18 protein-coding genes are annotated in these 17013 nt (G+C 65.4%); 5 read left to right on the top strand and 13 right to left on the bottom strand.

The genetic code is table 11. The annotated features are described in order from the left end of the window. Nucleotides 1-29 precede the first annotated feature (29 nt). Nucleotides 30-1088, bottom strand: coding sequence for an ABC transporter substrate-binding protein (locus C167_RS0130145; RefSeq protein ID WP_017522039.1), 1059 nt, complete (start codon nt 1086-1088; stop codon nt 30-32). Nucleotides 1089-1419: 331 nt separating this feature from the next. Here C167_RS0130145 and C167_RS0130140 point away from each other — a divergent pair, with 331 nt between their 5' ends. After that, nucleotides 1420-2136 carry a UTRA domain-containing protein gene (locus C167_RS0130140; RefSeq protein WP_017522038.1) on the top strand — a complete coding sequence of 239 codons (717 nt, stop codon included), beginning with the start codon at nt 1420-1422 and terminating at the stop codon, nt 2134-2136. A gap of 283 nt (nt 2137-2419) precedes the next feature. Here the strand turns inward: C167_RS0130140 and C167_RS0130135 are convergent, their stop codons facing one another. From C167_RS0130135 to minC, 5 genes are all read right to left on the bottom strand, one after another. After that, nucleotides 2420-3709 carry a M18 family aminopeptidase gene (locus C167_RS0130135; RefSeq protein ID WP_017522037.1) on the bottom strand — a complete coding sequence of 430 codons (1290 nt, stop codon included), beginning with the start codon at nt 3707-3709 and terminating at the stop codon, nt 2420-2422. 177 nt (nt 3710-3886) lie between these two features. Then, complete coding sequence (locus tag C167_RS0130130; RefSeq protein ID WP_017522036.1) at nt 3887-4522, bottom strand: RluA family pseudouridine synthase; 636 nt, start codon at nt 4520-4522, stop codon at nt 3887-3889. Between the two features lie 76 nt (nt 4523-4598). Then, a complete protein-coding gene (gene minE, locus C167_RS0130125) occupies nt 4599-4853 on the bottom strand; it encodes a cell division topological specificity factor MinE (protein WP_017522035.1) in 255 nt (84 codons plus the stop codon). After that, on the bottom strand, nt 4850-5665 hold the full coding sequence (gene minD / locus C167_RS0130120; protein ID WP_017522034.1) for a septum site-determining protein MinD: 816 nt from the start codon (nt 5663-5665) through the stop codon (nt 4850-4852). The genes minE and minD overlap by 4 nt, the downstream gene beginning before the upstream one ends. A gap of 61 nt (nt 5666-5726) precedes the next feature. Then, nucleotides 5727-6662: a septum site-determining protein MinC gene (gene minC, locus C167_RS0130115; protein WP_017522033.1), complete on the bottom strand. Its 936-nt coding sequence runs from the start codon at nt 6660-6662 to the stop codon at nt 5727-5729. 144 nt (nt 6663-6806) lie between these two features. Between minC and C167_RS0130110 the strand changes: the two genes are divergently transcribed. Further along, nucleotides 6807-7739, top strand: coding sequence for a lipid A biosynthesis lauroyl acyltransferase (locus C167_RS0130110; RefSeq protein ID WP_017522032.1), 933 nt, complete (start codon nt 6807-6809; stop codon nt 7737-7739). Between the two features lie 45 nt (nt 7740-7784). After that, nucleotides 7785-8969 (top strand): patatin-like phospholipase family protein, encoded by a 1185-nt coding sequence (locus C167_RS0130105; RefSeq protein ID WP_017522031.1) that lies wholly within the window; start codon nt 7785-7787, stop codon nt 8967-8969. Between the two features lie 106 nt (nt 8970-9075). Here C167_RS0130105 and C167_RS0130100 read toward each other — a convergent pair whose 3' ends face one another. From C167_RS0130100 to C167_RS0130080, 5 genes are all read right to left on the bottom strand, one after another. Beyond that, on the bottom strand, nt 9076-9936 hold the full coding sequence (locus C167_RS0130100; protein ID WP_017522030.1) for a pirin family protein: 861 nt from the start codon (nt 9934-9936) through the stop codon (nt 9076-9078). 140 nt (nt 9937-10076) lie between these two features. Beyond that, on the bottom strand, nt 10077-10889 hold the full coding sequence (locus tag C167_RS0130095; RefSeq protein WP_017522029.1) for an MlaA family lipoprotein: 813 nt from the start codon (nt 10887-10889) through the stop codon (nt 10077-10079). Nucleotides 10890-10893: 4 nt separating this feature from the next. Then, nucleotides 10894-12243, bottom strand: a complete 1350-nt coding sequence (locus tag C167_RS0130090) for a serine protein kinase PrkA (RefSeq protein WP_017522028.1) — start codon at nt 12241-12243, stop codon at nt 10894-10896. 85 nt (nt 12244-12328) lie between these two features. Continuing rightward, the gene (locus C167_RS0130085; RefSeq protein ID WP_017522027.1) at nt 12329-12814 is read right to left on the bottom strand and encodes a GNAT family N-acetyltransferase; all 486 of its coding nucleotides are present in this window, start codon (nt 12812-12814) and stop codon (nt 12329-12331) included. Nucleotides 12815-12885: 71 nt separating this feature from the next. Continuing rightward, nucleotides 12886-13452, bottom strand: a complete 567-nt coding sequence (locus tag C167_RS0130080; protein ID WP_017522026.1) for a hypothetical protein — start codon at nt 13450-13452, stop codon at nt 12886-12888. A gap of 111 nt (nt 13453-13563) precedes the next feature. Here C167_RS0130080 and C167_RS0130075 point away from each other — a divergent pair, with 111 nt between their 5' ends. Continuing rightward, a complete protein-coding gene (locus C167_RS0130075; RefSeq protein WP_017522025.1) occupies nt 13564-13932 on the top strand; it encodes a hypothetical protein in 369 nt (122 codons plus the stop codon). Between the two features lies 1 nt (nt 13933). On the opposite strand, the gene C167_RS0130070 is transcribed toward C167_RS0130075, so the two are convergent. Together C167_RS0130070 and C167_RS0130065 are read right to left on the bottom strand one after the other, a co-directional pair. Beyond that, nucleotides 13934-15493, bottom strand: a complete 1560-nt coding sequence (locus C167_RS0130070; RefSeq protein WP_017522024.1) for a hypothetical protein — start codon at nt 15491-15493, stop codon at nt 13934-13936. Nucleotides 15494-15566: 73 nt separating this feature from the next. Next, nucleotides 15567-15779, bottom strand: coding sequence for a DUF2061 domain-containing protein (locus C167_RS0130065; RefSeq protein ID WP_017522023.1), 213 nt, complete (start codon nt 15777-15779; stop codon nt 15567-15569). 283 nt (nt 15780-16062) lie between these two features. Between C167_RS0130065 and C167_RS0130060 the strand changes: the two genes are divergently transcribed. Continuing rightward, nucleotides 16063-16917 carry a glycine betaine ABC transporter substrate-binding protein gene (locus tag C167_RS0130060; protein ID WP_026079367.1) on the top strand — a complete coding sequence of 285 codons (855 nt, stop codon included), beginning with the start codon at nt 16063-16065 and terminating at the stop codon, nt 16915-16917. Nucleotides 16918-17013: the final 96 nt, after the last annotated feature.

Here is a 17013-nt window from a genome sequence, read left to right as displayed (position 1 = left end):
CGCCCCGGCGCGAGCCGGGGCGGCGGGCGTCATTGCATATTGATGATGACGTTTTCCTGCCACAGGCGCGGCAGACGCTTGGAGGTCTCCTCCCAGGCCTTGGGGTCCTTGATCGGCTGGGCCTTGGCGTACTGCTCGTTGGGTAGCAGCTTGGCCTTCACGTCGGCCGGCAGGGTCAGGTGCTCGGCGCGGATCGGACGGGCATTGCCCTTGGCCAGGTTGATCTGCCCGGCGTCGCTGAAGATGTACTCGCGGGCGAGCTTGGCGGCGTTCGGGTTCTTCGCGTACTTGTTGATGATGGTGGTGTAGCCGGAGATCACCGAGCCGTCGGAGGGGATCAGCACCTCGAAGCGCGACGGGTCGATCTGGTCGCGGTAGCTCAGGCCGTTGAAGTCCCAGACGATGCCGACCTCCACCTCACCCTTCTCCAGGGTGTTGATCACCGGGTTGGTCAGCGACAGGCGGCCCTGCTTGGCGAGCTGGGCGAAGAACTCCAGGCCCGGCTTGATGTTCTTCTCGTCGCCGCCGTTGGCGATGCTTGCCGCCAGCACGCCGTTGACAGCCTGGGCCGCGGCGCTGACGTCACCGATGGTGACCTTGTACTTGCCCTTGAGCAGGTCGGCCCAGCTGTGCGGTACATCCTTCACCAGTTGCTTGTTGACGATGAAGGCGATGGTGCCGGTGTAGGCCAACGCCCAATGGCCGTCCTTGTCCTTGGCCCATTCCGGGACTTGGTCCCAGGTACTGGGCTTGTAGGGCTGGCTGACGTCCATCTGCAGGGCGATGGGGCCGAAGGCGGCGCCGACGTCGCCGATGTCGGCGCTGGCGTTTTCCTTCTCGGCCTTGAACTTGGCCAGCTCCTGGGCCGAGCTCATGTCGGTGTCCATGTGCTTGAGGCCGTATTTGCTTTCCAGGTCCTTCCAGGTGTCCTTCCAGTTCGCCCAGCTGTCGGGCATGCCCACGCTGTTGACCTGGCCTTCCTTGCGGGCGGCGGCTTCCAGCGATTGCAGATCGGCGTTGGCCGCTATGGCGAGGCCGCTGCCCAAGGCAATGGCCGTTCCCAGCAGTGAAGCAAGCAAGCGTTTCATTCGGTGCTCCTTCGGGTGACGTTCAGTGTTTTCAATCGTGGTCTAGATCAGCAAGACGCAGGCCAATCTAAGCGGGGCGGATGACAGTTTGATGTAAACCCCAGGTGCGCCGGCCCGGCCCTGAGTGCCCAGCGGGGCGTCGGGGAAAAGCGTAGACCATGGCCAACGCCCTGATCCGCCTGGTCTACGCTGGTGTCGTTATCTGGCATGGGCGCTGCTTGCAAAAGCTTTGTCACGGGACGGTCATGGGGCTTTCCTAGGATGACCGCACCCGGTTGGGGGAACGAAATGCCCTGTTCTGGGGCTGGACTAGTCCAAAAGAGGGAATCGAATGCGCGATACGGCGCTACCCACGGTCACGGCGATCTGCCGCGCACTCATCGAACAGATCGACAGCGGCCTGCTCAGCGCCGGCGGCAAGCTGCCGGCCGAGCGCAAGCTGAGCGAGCTGTTCGACACCACCCGGATCACCCTGCGCGAGGCGCTGGGCCAGCTGGAGGCCCAGGGGCTGATCTATCGCGAGGAGCGCCGTGGCTGGTTCGTCTCGCCGCCGCGCCTGCTCTACAACCCGCTAGTGCGCAGCCACTATCACGCCATGGTGCAAGGGCAGGGGCGCGTGCCGGCGACCGAGGTGCTGTCGGCTCGGCAGATACCGGCCAGTGCGGCCATCTGCGAGCTGCTGGAGCTACCGGCGTTGTCGAGCGTCTACCAGATCCGCCGGGTTCGGCGCGTAGACGGCCGGCTGGTGCTCTATGTCGAGCACTACCTCAACCCGGCGTACTTCCCCGGCATTCTCGACAGCGACCTGACCTGCTCCCTGACCGAGCTGTACGCCAGTCGCTACGACATCCGCTACGGACGTGTGCGCTTCGACATGGTGCCCACAGCCCTGCACGGCGAGGCCGCCAGTGTGCTGCGCGTTGCCGAAGGCAGCCCGGCGCTGCGCATCACCCGCATCAACGGCGACCAGCACGGGCGCATCATCGACTGCGACCTGGAGTTCTGGCGGCACGATGCTATCCACGTGAGTGTGGAAGTGCCGGATTGATCCCAGGTCTGCGGCGAACCTGTAGGAGCGAGCTTGCTCGCGAACTGGCAGAACTCCCAGCGGGGCTTCCCTCTCCCTAACCCTCTCCCTGAAGAGGAGAGGGGACTGTTAGGTGCAGGATGAAACCTTGCCGTCAGTCGGTACGAACTGCTGCCTCTCTCTTCAGGGAGAGGCGGGGGAGAGGGGACTTCGGGGCTGAGCAGTTCGCGAGCAAGCTCGCTTCTACATAAACGCTGCCAGCGGCACCCATGAAAAAACGCCCGGCGGATGCCGGGCGTTGGGGTCAGGGCAGGTTGGTGCTGTCGTAGTAGGCGCTGAGTACCTTGGTCAGGTAGTGCAGGTCCTGGCTGCCGGCCAGCTCGCGGATGGAGTGCATGGCGAAGGTCGGCAGGCCGATGTCCACGGTGCGCACGCCGATCTGGCTGGCGGTGATCGGGCCGATGGTGGAGCCGCATCCCATGTCGCTGCGGGTCACGAAGCTCTGCACCGGCACTTCGTTTTCCAGGCACAGGTGGCGGAAGAAACCGGCGGTCTCGCTGTTGGTGGCGTAGCGCTGGTTGCTGTTGATCTTGATCACCGGGCCGCCGTTGAGCTTCGGGCCGTGGTTGCTGTCGTGCTTGTCGGCGTAGTTGGGGTGGACGCCGTGGGCGTTGTCGGCGGAGACCAGCAGCGAGCGCTGCACGGTACGGGTGAAGGCATCGCCCTCGGGCAACAGGCGGCGCAGCACCTGCTCGAGGAACGGGCCGTCGGCGCCGCAGGCGGAGCAGGAGCCGACTTCTTCGTGGTCGGTGCAGACCAGCACGCCGCTCTGCTCGTCGCTGCTGGCCAGCAAGGCCTGCAGGCCGGCATAGCAGGACAGCAGGTTGTCCAGGCGGGCGCCGGCGATGAAGGCCTGGTCGAGACCGATCACGGCGGCGCGCTGGGTGTCGTAGAAGCTCAGCTCGTAATCGAGGATGGCGTCGGCGGTGATGCCGTGCTCCAGCTGCAATTGTTCACCGAGCAGGTCGCGGAAGTCGCGCGTCTCGCCAGCGGCGACCTGGGCGAGGATCGGCGGCAGTTCGGTCTGGGCGTTGATCGACCAGCCCATGTTCGCTTCGCGGTTGAGGTGGATCGCCAGGTTGGGGATGACCGCAATGGGCGCCCTGAAGTCGATCAGCTTGCTCTCGACCTTGCCGGCCAGGCGGAAGGTGACACGGCCGGCCAGGGACAGGTCGCGGTCGAACCAGGGGGCGAACAGCGCGCCGCCATAGACTTCGACGCCGAGCTGCCAGTAGCCGTTGCGCACCAGCTCGGGGTTCGGCTTGACGCGCAGGCAGGGACTGTCGGTGTGCGCACCGACCAGGCGCAGGCCATTCTCCAGTAGCGGCGCGGTGCCGAGCTTGAAGGCGATCAGCGAGGAGTCGTTGCGGGTGACGTAATAGCGGCCACCGGCTTCGGTGCGCCAGGCGTCGCGCTCGTCCAGGCGCTGGTAGCCAGCCTCTTCGAGGCGAAGGGCGAGGGCCTGGGTAGCGTGGAAGGGGGTGGGGGAGGCCGCGAGGAAGTCGATCAGGCCTTGGTTGAGTTCTGCACGCATGGGTAACTCCGGACAGCGAATGGCCGGAAGTTTAACGTAAATGCGCGATTCTGCGGCCAAGGGGCGCGCCAACAGGTGGGGCGAGCGTAGGAGCGGACTTTGTCCGCGATCGTTTCCCGCCGGTTCCGGCCGGCCGGACATACATCGCGGACGGAGTCCGCTCCTACACAAAGTGAATCAGAACGGCGCAGGCGACTCGAAGCGAAGACGCTCGCCGGTCTGCGGGTGGGTCAGGGCCAGCATGCTGGCGTGCAGGCACAGGCGGTCGCGCAGTTCCAGGGCTTCGCCTTCGGCATACAGGCGATCACCCAGCAGCGGGTGGCCGATGCTGAGCATGTGCACGCGCAACTGGTGCGAGCGGCCGGTGATCGGTGTGAGTTCGACGCGGCTCCAGTTGCCGTGGCGCTCCATGACGCGCCAGAAGGTCAGCGCGTGTCGACCCTGCTCGAAATCCACCACATGGCGCGGCTTGGTCGGCGGGTCGTAGCGCAGCGGCGCCTCGATGCGGCCGCTGTCGAGCTCGGGCTCGCCCCAGCACAGTGCGGTGTACGCCTTCTCGGTCTCGCGGTCGTGGAACTGTCGGGACAGCTCGCGGTGGCTGTCGGCATCGCGGGCCAGCACGATCAGGCCGGAGGTCTCCCAGTCCAGGCGGTGGACGATGCGCGCTTCCGGGTAGCCGTTCTCCTGCAGGCGGGTGATCAGGCAGTCCTTGTTGTCGTCCGCGCGACCGGGCACGGAGAGCAGCAGGGTGGGCTTGTTCACCACCAGCAGGGCGGCGTCCTCATGGACGAATTCGATCTGGGAAAGCGGCATGGAGGCTCGTACGCGAAATAAGTGAGACAGAAACGACTGCGGCGGCCGAGGCCGCCGCAGGTTCACCCTGGCCGGATCAACGCTCCGGCAGGGTGATGTTGAGTTCCAGGATCGAACAACTGCCCTGGTTGGCCAGCTCGACCTGGACTTGTTCCTGGTCGATGGGCACGTATTTGCGGATCACTTCCAGCAGGTCTTTCTGCAGCTGCGGGAGGTAGTCCGGTTGCGAACGGTTGCCGCGCTCATGGGCGACGATGATCTGGAGTCTTTCTTTCGCGATGGATGCGCTGGATTGCGACTTCCGGCTGCGGAAGAAATCTAAAAGGCTCATTCACGTCCTCCGAACAGTCGTTGCAGGAATCCTTTCTTCTGCACGTCGAGGAAGCGGTGGGGCATTTCCTTGCCCAGCAGGCGCTCGACGGCGTCACTGTACGCCTGGCCGGCATCGCTCTCTTCGTCGAGGATGACCGGTACGCCCTGGTTGGATGCCTTGAGCACCGCCTGGGATTCCGGGATCACGCCGAGCAGGCGGATGGCCAGGATTTCCTCGACGTCCTCGACGCCGAGCATTTCGCCCTTGGTGACGCGCTCGGGGTTGTAGCGGGTCAGCAGCAGGTGTTCCTTGATCGCGTCCTCGCCTTTCTCGGCGCGGGCGGATTTGCTGGCCAGCAGGCCGAGCATGCGGTCGGAGTCGCGGACCGAGGAAACTTCCGGGTTGGTCACGACAATCGCCTCGTCGGCGTAGTACATGGCCAGGTGGGCACCTTTCTCGATGCCGGCCGGGGAGTCGCAGATCACGTAGTCGAAGGACTGCTTGAGCTCTTCGATGACCTTGCCGACGCCTTCCTGGGTGAGTGCGTCCTTGTCGCGGGTCTGGCTGGCGGCCAGCACGAACAGGTTCTCGAGGCGCTTGTCCTTGATCAGGGCCTGGGTCAGGGTCGCTTCGCCGTTGATGACGTTGACGAAGTCGTAAACCACGCGGCGTTCGCAGCCCATGATCAGGTCGAGGTTGCGCAGGCCTACGTCGAAGTCGACGATGACGGTCTTGTGGCCGCGTAGGGCCAGGCCGGTGCCGATGGCTGCGCTGGTGGTGGTTTTACCGACGCCACCCTTACCGGAAGTGACTACGAGGATCTTGGCCAAGGTGATTCACCCCAAAGAAAAAACGAAGAATTCTGGTCCCTGAAAGTCGCGGCAGTATCCGTTAAAGGCGGGTGATGTTCAACACGTCACCCGACAGGCTGACGTGCACTGCCTGCCCCCATTGCGGACTGCGTCGAAGGTCTTCGGCGACCTTGTAATTGCCGGCGATGGACACGAGTTCCGCGGCCAGCTGCTGGCAGAAAATACGTGCGCTGGTGTCGCCCTTGACTCCGGCCAGGGCGCGACCGCGCATCGGACCGTACACATGGATATTGCCGTCGGCGAGAAGTTCCGCGCCGGGGCTGACAGGCGCGAGCACGATCAGGTCGCCGCCGGCGGCGTAGATCTGCACGCCGCCGCGGACCGGGGTGGTGACCAGCTTGGTCGGACGGACGACCGGTGCCGGCGGCTCGGCAGGTTTTTCCGGAGCGGCTTCCTTCGCCGGCTGCTGGGCTGCGTCGGTTGGCTCGACGGCGATCTCTGTGGGTTTCTCCGGCTTGGCTTCGGCGGTCTGCGAGGAGGGTTTCTCGGCTTGCACACCCGCGCCAGCGGCCTGCTCGACCACCTTTTCGGAGAGCTTCTCGCCCCGCGGGCGACGTACCGGCGCGGCGCCAGTCACTTGCGGGACGGCATCCTTGGGCTCGACCGCGCGCTCGCGGGAGGAGCCCGAAGGCGGTAGCACGGGGATGTCGAACATGGTGGCCAGGCGAATGTCTTCCTCGCGGCTGGCGCGAATGGCCAGGGTGCGCAGGCCGTGGCGGCGGCAGATGTCCAGCACGCCCTGCAGGTCGAGTTGGCCTTCGCCGTCGGGCAGCTTGTCCAGCGCCAGCACCAGCGGGGTATCGCGGAAGAAGTTGGGCGCCTGGGCGACCTTGTCGGCGAGCTGGCGGTCCAGGCGCGGCAGGTCGTTATGGGCCAGTTCCAGAACGGTGACGGCCAGCATGCTGCCCTTGAGCTGGAATACGGGATCTTGGTCGAGAAGGTCAGCTTGGCTCATGGTCGGACTGCGTCATCAAAATGGGTGGACTTATAGCGGACCGCCCCAACAGCCGCAAGCGTGGCGCATAGCCAGGGCGCAAGGCAGGCACGGCGCGCCCGCGCAAGGTAGAATGTCGGGCTTTGATCGTGACCGGAAAGTTCCATGGACCGCCCCACCTTTCGCCGAGAGTTCCTCCATCCCCGTCACTGGCCGCTCTGGCTCGGCCTTGGCGCGCTCTGGCTGGTGGTGCAGTTGCCATATCCGGCGCTGCTGGGGCTGGGGCGCGCGCTGGGCGCGGTGATGTACCGCGTGGTCGGCAGCCGCCGGGCGATTGCCGCGCGCAACCTTGAACTGTGCTTCCCCGAACTCCCGGCCGCCGAGCGCGAGCGCCTGCTCAAGGAAAACTTCGCTTCCACCGGTATCGCCTTCTTCGAGATGGCCATGAGCTGGTGGTGGCCCAAGGCGCGCCTGGCCAGGCTCGCCCACATCGAGGGTATCGAGCACCTGAAGAAGGCCGAGGCCGAAGGCAAGGGCGTGATCCTCATGGCCATGCACTTCACAACCCTGGAGATCGGCGCCGCGTTGCTCGGCCAGGTGCAGACCATCGACGGCATGTACCGCGAGCACGACAACCCGGTGTTCGACTTCGTCCAGCGTACCGGCCGCGAGCGCCACAACGCCGACGCCACCGCCATCGAGCGCGAGGACGTGCGTGCGATGCTCAAGGTGCTGCGTGCCGGCCGTGCCATCTGGTACGCCCCGGACCAGGACTACGGCGCCAAGCAGAGCCTGTTCGTGCCGCTGTTCGGCATCCCGGCCGCCACTGTCACCGCCACCACCAAGTTCGCCCGCCTGGGCCGCGCGCTGGTGCTGCCGTTCACCCAGTCGCGCCTGGCCGATGGTTCCGGCTACCGCCTGACCATCCACCCGCCGCTGGAAGACTTCCCCGGCGAGAGCGAAGAGGCCGACTGCATCCGCATCAACCAGTGGGTGGAAAGCGAGATTCGCCGCCAGCCCGAGCAGTACCTCTGGGCGCACCGCCGCTTCAAGAGCCGCCCCGAGGGCGAACCGAAGCTCTACGACAAGAAGAAGTAGCGCTTCGGCGGACTACGCTGGTACGACGAGACAAGGACTTCTGCCGTGACCGACTCCGCCACTCCCCAGCAAACTCCGGCCGTCACCGGCCTGATCCTCTCCGGCGGCGGGGCGAGAGCGGCCTATCAGGTCGGCGTGCTGGCCGCCATCGCGGAGCTGCTGCCCGAGGGGGCCGAGAATCCTTTCCCGGTCATCGTCGGCACTTCCGCTGGAGCGATCAATGCGGTCGGGCTGGCGTGCGGTGCGTTGTCCTTCACCGGTGCGGTGGAGCGCCTGACCCAGGTCTGGAAGGGCTTTCGCACCGGACAGGTCTACCGTTCCGACTGGCCGGGTGTGTTCAGCCAGGCCTTCAAGTTCCTCGGTCACAGCCTGCTCGGGCTGGGCAAGCGCGAGCCGGTGGCGCTGCTGGACAGCACGCCGCTGCGCTATCTCCTGGAACGTGAACTGGACCTATCCGGCATCGCCGCTGCCGTGCGCCGCCGCAACCTGCGCGCGGTGGCGGTAACCGCCTTCGGTTACGAATCCGGGCAGGCGGTGACTTTCTACCAGGGCCGCGCCACCATCGATCCCTGGTTGCGCCACCGGCGCATTGGTGTGCCGACACGGCTGGAAATCGAGCATCTGTTGGCCAGCTCGGCGATTCCGTTGCTGTTCCGCCCGGTGAAGATACTTCGCGAGTTCTTCGGCGACGGTGCGGTTCGCCAGCAGGCGCCGATCAGCCCGGCGCTGCACCTGGGCGCCACTCGCGTGCTGGTGATTGGCGTCAGCGGTAACCCCACGGTCGGCAGCGCCAACGAGCAGGTGGCCAACTACCGTACGGGCCAACCGCCGAGCCTGGCGCAGGTGGGCATCCATCTGCTCAACAGCACCTTCATCGACAGCCTGGAAGGGGATATCGAGCTGCTGCACCGCATCAACTTCCTCAGCTCGCTGGTCCCGGAAGAGGCGCGCCGCAAAACGTTGGGCCTGGCGCCGGTGGATGTACTGCTGATTTCGCCGAGTCGACCGCTGGACGAGATCGCCGCGCAGTACCGCCACGAGCTGCCGCGCGCGCTGCGCCTGTTCCTGCGCGGGCCGGGTGCGACCAAGGCGAGTGGTGCGGGCGTGCTCAGTTACCTGCTGTTCGAGCCGGGTTACTGCAATGCGCTGATCGAATTGGGCTATCGCGATGCCATGGAAAAGCGCGCGGAGATCGCGCGCTTTCTGGGGATGGAAGATTGGTCGCTTTAATCTGCGCTGCTTTTCGTAGGAGCGAGCTTGCTCGCGAACCGCGTGGCACGGTGCCTGTTCGCGAGCGAGCTTGCTCCTTCATGAAAAGCAGGAGTCGGCGGGGGCGTCAGACGGCAAAGACCCCATCACGGTAATCGCGCAGGGCCTGCTCGATTTCCTCGCGGCTGTTCATCACGAACGGGCCGTACTGCACGATGGGCTCATTGAGCGGCTTGCCGGCCAGCAGCAGGGCGCGCGCGCCCTTGTCGCTGGAGAGCTGGATTTCGTCGCCCTGGCCCAGGCGCACCAGGCGGTTGGTGGCGACGGTCTCGTCACCGCGCTCGCCAGGCACCTGCAGAGACCCTTCGTACACATACAGCATTACCCGATGGCCCGCCGGAATCCGCGGTGCCACCCCCGTGCCCGCCGGCAGTACCAGGTCGAAGTAGTGCGGCTCGGTTCCGGGGCGCTGCACGGCGCCATCGATGGCGGTATGGCCGTCGTCGAAGCGCCCGGCGATCACGGTGACATCCACGCCTTGCGCAGTGGTCACGCGGGGCACGTCTTCGGGTTCGATGTCGCGGTAGCCGGCCGGGGACAGCTTGTCCTTGGCTGGCAGGTTCAACCACAGCTGGAAGCCGCGCATGGCGCCTTCCACCTGTTCGGGCATCTCGCTGTGGATGATGCCGTGGGCGGCTGTCATCCACTGCACGCCGCCGGGCTTGAGCAGGCCGGTATTACCCAGGTGGTCTTCGTGGCGCATGCGCCCTTCGAGCATGTAGGTGACGGTCTCGAAACCACGGTGCGGGTGCGCGGGGAAGCCGGCGATGTAGTCGTCGGGGTTCTGCGTGTCGAATTGGTCGAGCATCAGGAACGGATCGAAGCGTTCGATGCCTGGGCCGCCGATGACGCGGGTCAGGCGCACACCGGCGCCGTCGGAGGCCGGGTGGCCAATGTGCTGGTCGATCACGGTACGTAAACGGGTCATGGGGACCTCCTTGATCTGTGAATGGAGATCATCCTAGTCCCAATTGATGGATAAATGGTTGCGAGTTTTCTGGTCTAAATATCGATAAATTAGATTGTTTACGGAGAGGAAAACCGCCGCCCGAAGGCGGCGGATCGGATTCACTCCTGGATCTGCAGACGCCGGGCTTCGGTATAGAAGTAGCGCAGCTTCTCGTACTCGAAGGGCGAGTTCATCTGCCCGTAGCGGAAGCTGTTGCTGTAGCGTTTGTCGATGATCTCCAGCACCGGCAACTCCCAGTAGCGGCTGCTCAGGTCGGAATAATTCAGGTAGTTCACCTCGCGGGCGGCCACGAAGTCGGTGACCAGCCCGCCGGTGTCGCGCACGTTGGACGGGCCGAGGATTGGCAGCATCACGTATGGCCCGGCGGGCACGCCCCAATAGCCCAGGGTCTGGCCGAAGTCCTCACTGACCTTGGGCAGGCCCATGGCGGTAGCCGGGTCCCACAGGCCGGCGATGCCGAAGATGGTGTTGAACAGCAGCCGCGCGGTGCTGTTCGCCGCGCGTTCGGGCTTGAGCTGGGCGACGCTGTTGAGCAGGGTCGGCACCTCGCCCAGGTTGCTGAAGAAGTTGCTCACGCCGGTACGCACGAAGCTGGGAGTGACGTACTCATAGCCATGCACCACGGGCAGGAACACCCATTCGTCGAAGCGGTAGTTGAAGTGGTAGACCCGGCGGTTCCACGACTCCCAGGGATCGTAGACGTTGAGGGCGTCGAAGGTGGCGCGCTCGAATTCCCGCTGGTCCAGGCCGGGGTTGAACTTCAGCGCATCCAGCGGGTGCTTGAAGCCATCCTCGTCCGGGGCCATGTCGAATTTGGTGGTGGTCGGTGTCTGCACCGGTTGTGGCGTTTGGGCCTGGGCGAAGCCGCAGGCCAGCAGCAGGGCGAGAGTCCAGGAATGGCGGAATGGCATGGAGTCAGTTCCCTGTCTGCGCGGTGGCCAGGCCGTCGGCCGGGGCACCCTGTCCCTTGAAGAAGCCCAGCATGTCCTGGGCGTTCACGCGGTAGTTGAGGTTGCCGCAGTGGCCGCCACGCGGGTAGAGCGTCAGGCGGTCGCCGAAGGTGCGGCGCAGGAAGCCGATATCGCCGGGGCCGAGAATGACGTCGTCGGCGTTGTGCATGACGGCGATCTTCGGGCTGTCATGCAGGTAGTCCTTGAGCGCATAGAGGCTGACCTGCTCGATCAGCTGCGGCAGGCTGCCGCCATCGTACTTCGCGCGCCAGAGCGGCATCAGCTGGTCGGTCATGTAGCACTCGAAGTCGCACTGCATGGCGCGCTTGAAGAAGGGCGTCAGGCTGGTGCCTTCGGTGATCGGGTACTTGGGCGGGGTAATCAGGCCGCGGCGGTTGACCAGGTCGGAGGTGAAGGCGATGTCGGCGGAGGAGAAGCGGAACACCGCGCCGATCAGCATGGCCATCTCTTCGTTGGACAGGTGCTGCTTGGACTGCTGCAGATCGAAGAGGAAGGCGTCGTTGAGGTCGACATAGCCCTTCTGCTTGAAGTAGCGGGTCAGTTTCGACAGCACCACCTGGTAGAAGGTGTTGGTGTCATTGATGCCCTTGACCTGAGTCTGCACCAGTTTGTCGAGGTTGCTGACCGAGGTGTAGAGGTTGACCGGCGGGTTGAGCAGCAGCACGCGCTTGAAGTTGAAGCTGCGACGCGTCTCGTCGAGTTGGCTGACGAACGCTGCATGCAGCGCACCGAGGCTGTAACCGGTGAGGTAATAATCGGTGACGGGCAGGTCCGGGTGTTGCGCGCGCACAGCCTGCATCACCCGGTAGAGCTCGTCCGCATCGTCGGGGGTGTAGCCGGGGGTGGAGATACGCGAGGCGCCGATCATGAAGTCCCAGCTGGTCGGCGAGGAAATCTGCACCACGTGGTAGCCGGCGCTGTAGAACAGGCGCTTGAGGTATTCCGGGGTGCTGCTGGCGTAATGCGCGCCGGTGCCGGCGATGATGAACACCAGTGGCGCAGCATGATCCTGCCAGGCCAGGCGGTAGTGCAGCTTCTTCACTGGCCAGAAGTTGCTCGGCAGCTCGTACTCGCGTTCCGGGCGTAGTTTGAGCGCGTAGTCCGACTGGCGGATGTCATCGTCCGTCGGCAGTTGCGGGCGCAGCTCCGGCGGAGTGGTGGCAATGGTCGCCTCGAACGGGTTGACCAACGGATAGCCGTAGCTGGCCTGATCCACGTCGCGGGCCGATGCCGGCCCGGCGAGTGCCATTGCGAGGCAGCCGATCAGGGCGGCCACGCGGTAAAGAAGTGTCATGGTTCGGAGTCCTTTCAAGAGGAGGCCAACTCTAGGGTGACCGGGCATTAAGACCAGCACATTTCCTACAAGTGCAATGCGCGTCTCAGTCCTTGCGCGCGAGGTCACGCAAGGCATCGCCGGTTAGACGATAGACGGTCCATTCGTCCTGCGGGCGCGCGCCCAGGCTGCGGTAGAAGCCGATGGCGGGTTCGTTCCAGTCCAGTACCGACCATTCCAGGCGCCCGCAATCGCGCTCCACCGCCAGCCGCGCCAGCTCGGTGAGCAGCGCCTTGCCCAGGCCAGCGCCCCGGGCGGTGGGGCGTACGTAGAGGTCTTCGAGGTAGATGCCGGGCTGGCTCAGCCAAGTGGAGTAGTTGTGGAAGAACAGCGCGAAACCCTGAGGTTCGCCGTCCACTTCGCCGATCAGCACTTCGGCATAGGGGCGCGGACCGAACAGGTGCTCGTGCATGCGCTGGGCGTCGGCCTTCACCTCATGGACCAGCTTCTCGTAGTCGGCCAGTTCGCGGATGAGGTCGAGGATCAGCGGGATGTCGTCGGGTGTGGCGGGGCGCAGGGTGACACGGGGCATGGGGGAAGTTCCTCGTGGAGCGAATGGCGCCGAGCATGCCCAAAGCCCCACGCCGCTGGCAACCGGTTGCTTCAGTAGCGTTCCAGGCGCTCCAGCCAGACCAGTTCGCAGGCGCCGGCACCGGTGTCCTCGCGGGTCAGCGAGCTGACCCAGCGCCAGCCGTCATCGCCTTCCACGCGCACCAGCTTGCCGGAAAGACGCACGTGTTCCCCGGCGCTGACCTCGGCCAAAGCGCGCGCCACCTCATCGTTGGCCGGGATCATGTGCATGTTGGCGGCGTGGGTTTCCAGCTCGCGGCGGGGAATCGGCAGCTTGTCCGCGTGCCAGTAGAACCAGCGGTTGCCCTGGGTGATGCGGATATCGGCCAGCACCTCGGGATCGTCCATCGGGCCCCAGCCAAGGGCGAGATCGGTGGGCGACAGCTCGGCCTCGCGGCCCAGGCGGTAGTCCTCGCGGCCCAGCACGCGCGCTTCGATGCTGAATTCCTGCAAGGGATAGATGGAGTACCGCTCGACGCGCATGCCACCATCGGACAAGGACTGGCTGTGCTGCTGCGGGGCCTGGGGACGGTCGTTCGGCCACAGCCACCAGAAGCTGGTGGCCAGGCAGGCCAGCAGGAACAGGGACGATCGTTTCATCAAGGGCTCCGTTGATGGGCAAAGTCTAGGCTGCAAGCGGATCCCCTTGCATCGGCTCTTGCGCTGGTTATGCTGGGCGCCGGTTTTCCGCCTGCCCGGAGTAGTGGCGCCATGTCCCGTCGTTTTTTGCCCGTGATCCTTGTGCTGCTCGCCCTGGCGCTCTGGCTGGCCGCCAGCTATGGCGTGCGTTTTGGGTTGATGGAGGACGGCCGCTGGGTCGGAGTCTGCGCCGACGAGGCCGCGCGCTGGCAGTGCAGCGTGCGCTCGCAGCTCGGCTGGGCGATCCACTTCGGTGTGTTCGGCAAACTGGCGTTGGGGCTGTCGCTGCTGGCTTTCTTCGTGCCGCGTCAGGCGGGGTGGTGGCTGGCGATGCTGGCGCTGCTGGTCACGCTGCCGGCGCTGGTGCTGTACAACGCCGGGCTCGCGGTGTTCGCGGTGGTACTGGCCGGGCTGCGCCTGGTGCGCGCTCCATCGCGCTGAATCAGGCCTTTTGCTCTGACAGGCGCGATCCTCGCCACAGCGCACCCAGCAGCAGAAGACTCACCGTGGCCCATCCCAGCGCCTGAAGGTTGCTCAACCCTTCCTGCGCCAACTGCGCGGGAATCCCTCCGGCGATGATCAGCGCCAGCAGCAGCGCTTCGCGGCGCGGCGCATCAACCGGCCGGCACAGATAGACCAGCGCTGGGAACAGCAGGGCCGCGCTGGGGAAGCTGCGGTAGCGAGCGTCGAAGACCATCCCGAGCATCAGCACCGCGCCGGCGAAACCGGCGGTCGCCAGCCACAGCCCGGCGCGGCGTTGCAGGCAATCGAACGCCTTGCTCCGCCAACCCGTGCGGGCCGACAGCGCCAGGCTGATGTGCAGCAGCACCAGCAGGTTGAGCCCGGCCAGCGCTGCCGCCCAGAGCCATTCACCCCAGAACCGGCTGGTGATCACCGACAGTTCCAGCCACAGGCCGATGCAGCCGGCCCCCAGCGCGCCGGCCAGTGGCAGCAGGAATGCACTGCGAGCAGAGGCGGGGCGGCCACCCACCAGCAGGGCACCGAGCAGGATCACGCCGGAAAGCCCCAGCCATATCGGCCAGCCCGGCAGGTTGCTGACCGGCCCGGCGAGCACGCCTTTCTCCTCGCGGTCGGCACTGAACAGGCCCCAGTAGCCGCCCACCGCGCCTTCGCTCTGGCGCTTCCAGGGCTGGTCGAAGGCTTCGATCAGGTTGTAGTGCCAGCCTTTTTCCTCGGCCATGTGCACGAAGCCGCGGATGAAACGCGCTTCGTTGACCCGGCTGGGCAGGGCGGTCTCGCGCTGGCGGCCCTCGCTGGGCCAGCCGGTCTCGCCGATGAGGATGTCCTTGGGGGCGAACTCGCGGCCGAAGTCCTCGCGGATCTTCGCCACATGGGCGAGGGCGTCGTCGATGCCGCGTGGATTGTCTTCCCAGTAGGGCAGCAGGTGGATGGTGACGAAGTCCACCGCCGGGGCGATTTCCGGGTGTTGATGCCAGAACTCCCAGACGTCGGCGTAGGTCACCGGCTGGCGCACCTGGGTCTTCACCTTGTGGATAAGTCCGGCGAGGTAGCGCCCGGTGACTTCCTTGCGCAGCAGCGTCTCGTTGCCGACGATTACGGCCTGGACCACGTCCGGGTACTGGTTGGCGGCCTTGATCAACGCCTCGATCTCACGCTCGGTATCCACCGGATTGGCGTTGACCCAGGCGCCGAGCATCAGTTTCAGACCGTGCTTGCGGGCCAGCGCCGGGATGCCTTCCAGGCCGGTCATGGAATAGGTGCGCACGCAGTCGAAACGCGTCGCCAGCAGCGCCAGGTCGGCATCCATCTGCTCTGGGCGCAGGACGAAGGGCTGGTCGAACGGCGACTGGTCCTTGGCGAACGGACTGTAGGACGCGCACTGCAGCTTGTGCGTGGGCGTGGCTGCGTCAGGCAGGGTTACCGGTTTGCCCAGGCCGTACCAGAGCCCGGCAAGGGCGATGAAGGCGAGCAGCAGGGCGAGGCAGTAGGGGAGGAGCGGAAAGCGCGGTGACTGGGGCATGGGGGCACGCGAACCGGGGCGAGGCGCGCATCTTAGCAATGCTGCCAGCCGCCGTCAGTGCCCGCGCGGGCACTCACGCGTGGCGGTGAATCCAATTGTGCGTCGGCTGCGCCGTGTTGCCCTCGATGCGTTTCCAGAACTTCTCGTGGAAGTGGAAGCCCACCGCATTGCACAGCGGCTCGACCAACGCCACCAGGCCGCCCACGGTGATGCTGCCGGTCAGCGCGTAGGCGACGCTGAAGGCGATCATGAAGTGCATCAGGGTGAAGGTGACGGTCTTGAGCATGATGGCGTTCCTCCAGTCGAGAATGATTCTCCGTTGCTGAAAGACTACTGCGCCAGCGCCGTATCCGGTAATCGAGCCTGTGTATGGAGGCGATAGGCCGGCACCGTCGTCGCGGATGGAATCGCGTGGTCGTGGATGGACGGTTCGTGTCGTGGATCGGACCGTTTGGCGTCGCTCTCAGAGCAGTTCGCCAGCAGGGGGCGCCGATCATGAGGGGGCGGCCAAGACCGCGAAATGCGCCGGGCTCGCCCCGGCGCGCCGATAAAATCACGGGGAGAAAACCATGCGAATGATGCGACGCCTGTTGGGCCTGGGCGCAGGGCTGGTGCTGTCGGCGGCAGCCGGGCTGGCCGGTGCGGCGGCCAAGCCGGAAATCACCATCGGTTACGTGGACGGCTGGTCGGACAGCGTGGCGACCACGCACGTCGCCGCCGAGATCATGCGCGAGAAGCTCGGCTACCAGGTCAAGCTGATGCCGGTCGCCGCCGGGATCATGTGGCAGGGCGTGGCGCGCGGCAAGCTCGACGCCATGCTCTCGGCCTGGCTGCCGGTCACCCACGGCGCCTATTACGAGAAGATGAAGGACAAGGTGGTCAACCTGGGCGTGAACTACCCGGGCGCGAAGATCGGCCTGATCGTGCCCGAGTACGTGAAAGCCAACAGCATCGAGGACCTCAACGCGCAGAAGGATGACTTCGGCGGCCGCATCGTCGGCATCGACGCTGGCGCCGGGGTGATGCTCAAGACCGACCAGGCGATCAAGGACTACGGCCTGGATTACAAACTGGTGGCCAGCTCCGGCAGCGGCATGATCTCCGAGCTGACCCGTGCGGAGAACGACAAGAAGGCCGTAGCGGTGACCGGCTGGATTCCGCACTGGATGTTCGCCAAGTGGAAGCTGAAGTTCCTGGAAGACCCGAAAAAGGTCTATGGCGAAGAAGAGCACGTCGACAGCGTCGCCAACCCGGCGCTGGAGAAGAAGGCACCGGAAGTCTGGGCATTCCTGAAGAAATTCCAGTGGAAGGACGGCCAGGAAATTGGTGAGGTCATGCTCGCCGTACAGAACGGCGAGAAGCCGGAAGTGGCCGCCAAGAAGTGGGTCGAGGCGCACCCCGATCGCGTGAAGCAATGGCTGTAATCAGTTAGGGCCACTTCACCCGCGACACAGAAGAATCCCCCGCGAACCACTCAGTTCGCGGGGGATTTTTTTATGCCGAAGCGTCTATTCCGGGCT

It is taken from the genome of Pseudomonas nitroreducens TX1, assembly GCF_000313755.1.
Classification (GTDB): domain Bacteria; phylum Pseudomonadota; class Gammaproteobacteria; order Pseudomonadales; family Pseudomonadaceae; genus Pseudomonas; species Pseudomonas nitroreducens_A.
Note: the sequence above shows the minus strand (reverse complement) of the source record. Positions and strands in the feature narration are given on the sequence as shown.

What these genes read in the sequence shown, in the direction of transcription:
- C167_RS0130145 (WP_017522039.1), bottom strand. Translation starts at nt 1,088, where the DNA reads ATGAAACGCTTGCTTGCTTCACTGCTGGGAACGGCCATTGCCTTGGGC.
- C167_RS0130140 (WP_017522038.1), top strand. Translation starts at nt 1,420, where the DNA reads ATGCGCGATACGGCGCTACCCACGGTCACGGCGATCTGCCGCGCACTC.
- C167_RS0130135 (WP_017522037.1), bottom strand. Translation starts at nt 3,709, where the DNA reads ATGCGTGCAGAACTCAACCAAGGCCTGATCGACTTCCTCGCGGCCTCC.
- C167_RS0130130 (WP_017522036.1), bottom strand. Translation starts at nt 4,522, where the DNA reads ATGCCGCTTTCCCAGATCGAATTCGTCCATGAGGACGCCGCCCTGCTG.
- minE (WP_017522035.1), bottom strand. Translation starts at nt 4,853, where the DNA reads ATGAGCCTTTTAGATTTCTTCCGCAGCCGGAAGTCGCAATCCAGCGCA.
- minC (WP_017522033.1), bottom strand. Translation starts at nt 6,662, where the DNA reads ATGAGCCAAGCTGACCTTCTCGACCAAGATCCCGTATTCCAGCTCAAG.
- C167_RS0130110 (WP_017522032.1), top strand. Translation starts at nt 6,807, where the DNA reads ATGGACCGCCCCACCTTTCGCCGAGAGTTCCTCCATCCCCGTCACTGG.
- C167_RS0130100 (WP_017522030.1), bottom strand. Translation starts at nt 9,936, where the DNA reads ATGACCCGTTTACGTACCGTGATCGACCAGCACATTGGCCACCCGGCC.
- C167_RS0130095 (WP_017522029.1), bottom strand. Translation starts at nt 10,889, where the DNA reads ATGCCATTCCGCCATTCCTGGACTCTCGCCCTGCTGCTGGCCTGCGGC.
- C167_RS0130090 (WP_017522028.1), bottom strand. Translation starts at nt 12,243, where the DNA reads ATGACACTTCTTTACCGCGTGGCCGCCCTGATCGGCTGCCTCGCAATG.
- C167_RS0130085 (WP_017522027.1), bottom strand. Translation starts at nt 12,814, where the DNA reads ATGCCCCGTGTCACCCTGCGCCCCGCCACACCCGACGACATCCCGCTG.
- C167_RS0130080 (WP_017522026.1), bottom strand. Translation starts at nt 13,452, where the DNA reads ATGAAACGATCGTCCCTGTTCCTGCTGGCCTGCCTGGCCACCAGCTTC.
- C167_RS0130075 (WP_017522025.1), top strand. Translation starts at nt 13,564, where the DNA reads ATGTCCCGTCGTTTTTTGCCCGTGATCCTTGTGCTGCTCGCCCTGGCG.
- C167_RS0130070 (WP_017522024.1), bottom strand. Translation starts at nt 15,493, where the DNA reads ATGCCCCAGTCACCGCGCTTTCCGCTCCTCCCCTACTGCCTCGCCCTG.
- C167_RS0130065 (WP_017522023.1), bottom strand. Translation starts at nt 15,779, where the DNA reads ATGCTCAAGACCGTCACCTTCACCCTGATGCACTTCATGATCGCCTTC.
- C167_RS0130060 (WP_026079367.1), top strand. Translation starts at nt 16,063, where the DNA reads ATGCGAATGATGCGACGCCTGTTGGGCCTGGGCGCAGGGCTGGTGCTG.